The sequence below is a fragment of the Rubrivivax benzoatilyticus JA2 = ATCC BAA-35 genome (assembly GCF_000190375.1).
Taxonomy (GTDB): Bacteria; Pseudomonadota; Gammaproteobacteria; order Burkholderiales; family Burkholderiaceae_C; genus Rubrivivax; species Rubrivivax benzoatilyticus.
The window spans coordinates 1-2,957 of the sequence record NZ_AEWG01000050.1 but is presented as its reverse complement, the minus strand read 5'-3'; the positions used below and the strand labels follow the sequence as shown (position 1 = coordinate 2,957).

The 2,957-nt window shown below is 71.6% G+C and carries 2 protein-coding genes and 1 pseudogene; all 3 read left to right on the top strand.

Translation table 11 applies throughout. From position 1 onward, the window contains the following. Positions 1-213, top strand: a pseudogene (locus RBXJA2T_RS05555) (hemin-degrading factor); the annotation flags it as partial. Beyond that, on the top strand, positions 210-527 hold the full coding sequence (locus tag RBXJA2T_RS05550) for a hypothetical protein (protein WP_009856351.1): 318 nt from the start codon (positions 210-212) through the stop codon (positions 525-527). The pseudogene RBXJA2T_RS05555 and the gene RBXJA2T_RS05550, both read left to right, overlap by 4 nt. A gap of 104 nt (positions 528-631) precedes the next feature. Next, positions 632-2,902: a TonB-dependent hemoglobin/transferrin/lactoferrin family receptor gene (locus RBXJA2T_RS05545; RefSeq protein WP_009856350.1), complete on the top strand. Its 2,271-nt coding sequence runs from the start codon at positions 632-634 to the stop codon at positions 2,900-2,902. Positions 2,903-2,957 lie beyond the last annotated feature (55 nt).

The window sequence follows — 2,957 nt, the reverse complement described above, 5'->3', positions numbered from 1 at the left end:
GCCGGCGGCGTGCGCCTGCATCTGCGCGAGGACGCGGTGGCCGAGGCCTGGCTGCTGGCCTGTCCGTCGCGGGCCGGGCTGCGCCAGACGCTGCTGCTGCTGGACGCCGCCGGCGCGCCGATCGCCCGCCTGGGCGACGACGCCGGCCCGCGCCGCGAGCGCTGCGGCTGGCGCCGCCTCGTCGCCCAGCTCGACGCGGAGCTGCAGGCATGAACGCGCCGCTGCCGCGAACCGCTGCCGTGCACGCGCTGGCGCGTGCCGAAACCGGCGCCGCGCTGCACGCGCTGCAGCACCGCGCCGACGCCGCCGAGGCCGACGCGATGCGCCTGCGTGCGTTGCTGATCCGCCGCGACACCGAGATCGCCCAGCTGCGCGACGAGCTGCGGCTGCTGCACGTCGAGACGCCCGACCTGCGCACCCGGCTCGAGCTGGTGCGCGAGAACCGCCGCCAGGCCGAGCAGCTCGTCGCGCTGCGCCGCGCGCTCGGCGGCGGCGCCTGGCGCGCCGAGGGCCGCTTCGGGACCTGAGTCCCCGTTTCCCCGTCTCCCTGCTCTTCCTCCGACCGCCAGCCACCACGCCCGTCTCCGGGCGCCGGCCGCCAGCCCGTTGCCATGACACAAGAAAGACCACCATGTCACAGCCCCAGGGTTCGCGCCGTGCGCGCCGTTTTGTCCTTCAGCCGCTGAGCCTGGCCGCCGCGGCGCTCGCCGCCAGCCTGGCTCAGGCCCAGACCGCCCCTCGCGGCGAGCTTCTCGCCCAGGCGCCGCTGCCCAAGGTCGTCGTCTCGGCCACGCGTGTCGAGGCCAACGAAGACGAGGTCGCGGCCACCGCCAGCGCCGTCAGCGCCGAGGAGATCGACCGGCGCGGCGCCAACGACATCCAGGACCTGCTGAAGCAGGAGGCCGGCGTCGCGGTGCGTTCGCTGCCCAACCGCAGTTCGGCGGCCTTCTACAACACCGGCCGCGGCGGCAACGAGGGCATCAACATCCGCGGCCTCGAAGGCAACCAGGTGATGCTGCAGGTCGACGGCGTGCGCCTGCCGATGCTGTACTCCAACGGCCCGTTCTTCGCCGGCCGCGGCGACTACATCGACGTCGAGGCCTTCAAGCGTGTGGAGCTGCTGCGCGGGCCCTCGTCGGCGTCCTATGGCTCGGACGGCCTGGCCGGCGCGGTGAGCTTCGTCACCAAGGACCCGTCGGACCTGCTGCGCGACGGCGAGACGCATGCCGAGTCGCTGAAGCTCGGTTACCGCAGCGCCGACGACTCCTGGGTCGCGGTGCCGACCTTCGCGCTGCGCACCGAAGGCGGCACCGAGGCGATGCTGCTGGCCAGCCTGCGCCGTGGCCACGAGGTCGACAACCGCGGCGACAACGACGCGAAGAACAACACCCGCACCACGGCCAACCCGCAGGACACACGCTCGAACTTCCTGCTCGCCAAGCTCGAGCAGCGCCTGGACGCGCGCCAGAAGCTGAAGTTCAGCGCCGAGCACATGAGCCGCCGGCTCGACAGCGAGATCTACACGCTGTTCGGCGACCCGATGTACCCGACGACGACCGACGTCGAGGCCGCCGAGCGCATCCAGCGCACGCTGCTGAAGGCGGGCTACGAGTTCAGCGACCCGCGCGCCGCCTGGTTCCAGCGCGCCAGCGGCACGCTCTACCTGCAGGACAGCGAGAACCGCCAGCTCGGCTACGAGGCCCGCTCCAACACGACGAACTGGAACAGCCGCGACCGCGACACGCGTTACGGCGAGAAGACCGTCGGCGGCAGCCTGCAGTTCGAGTCCAACTTCGGCACCGAGGTCGCGCAGCGCATCGTCTGGGGCCTGGACGCGTCGACGACCGAGGTCACGACGATCAGCAAGGGCGGCAATCATCTGAACGGCGTTCCGAGCACGCAGACGCCGTTCGTCGAGAAGAAGAACTTCCCCGACACCGACTACCGACTGATCGGCGCCTTCGTGCAGGACGAGATCTCGCTCGGCCGGCTGGCGCTGATCCCGGCGCTGCGCTGGGACCACTTCAAGCTCGACCCGGAGCGCAACGACCCGCTGGCCAGCGCCAACAACGCCAGCACGCCGGTGGCGCTGTCGGGCAGCGAGTTCTCGCCGCGGCTGGGCCTGGTCTGGAAGTTCTCGCCGGCGCTGCGCGCGGTGGCCAACCTGGCGCACGGTTTCCGCGCGCCGACGCCGTCGCAGGTCAACGGCGGCGTCACCAACCTCAACGCGAGCACGCCCTACATGTCGATCGGCAACCCCGATCTGAAGCCCGAGACCAGCGACACCGCCGAGTTCGGCCTGCGCGGCGAGAGCGGCGCGCTGCGCTGGACGGCGACGGTGTTCAAGTCGCGCTACAAGAACTTCATCGAGTCCGGTGTCGAGGTCGGCGGTGCCGGCACCGTGCTGGACCCGCTGATCCTGCAGGCCGTCAACCTGAACCGCGTCGACATCCGCGGTGTCGAGGCGACGCTGGACTGGGCCGTGCACCCCGGCTGGACGCTGTCGGCGCGTTATGCCCACGCCCACGGCGACAGCCGCGAAGGCGGCGTCGAACAGGCGCTGGAGAGTGTCGAGCCCGACAAGCTGGTGCTCGCCGTCAAGCGTGAGGTCGGCCACTTCGGCACCGAGTTCGCCGTCACCGCGATGAAGCGCCAGGGGCGCTACGTGCCGGTCGACTCGGCCGGCACGCAGTACGTGCCCGGCGGCTTCGCCGTCGCCGATCTGTCGATGTGGTGGCTGGTGCGGCCGGACACCGAACTCGTCTTCGGCGTCACCAACCTGTTCGACAAGAAGTACATCCAGTGGGCCGACGCACGCGAGCTGACGACCACCACGCGCGCCGTCGATGCGTTCACGCAGCCCGGCCGCAACGTCAACGCCAGCGTGCGCTACCGCTTCTGATGCGCCGCGACGCCAGCCCGCCGGCCACGCGCCGGCCCTGCCAGCTCGCCGCCCC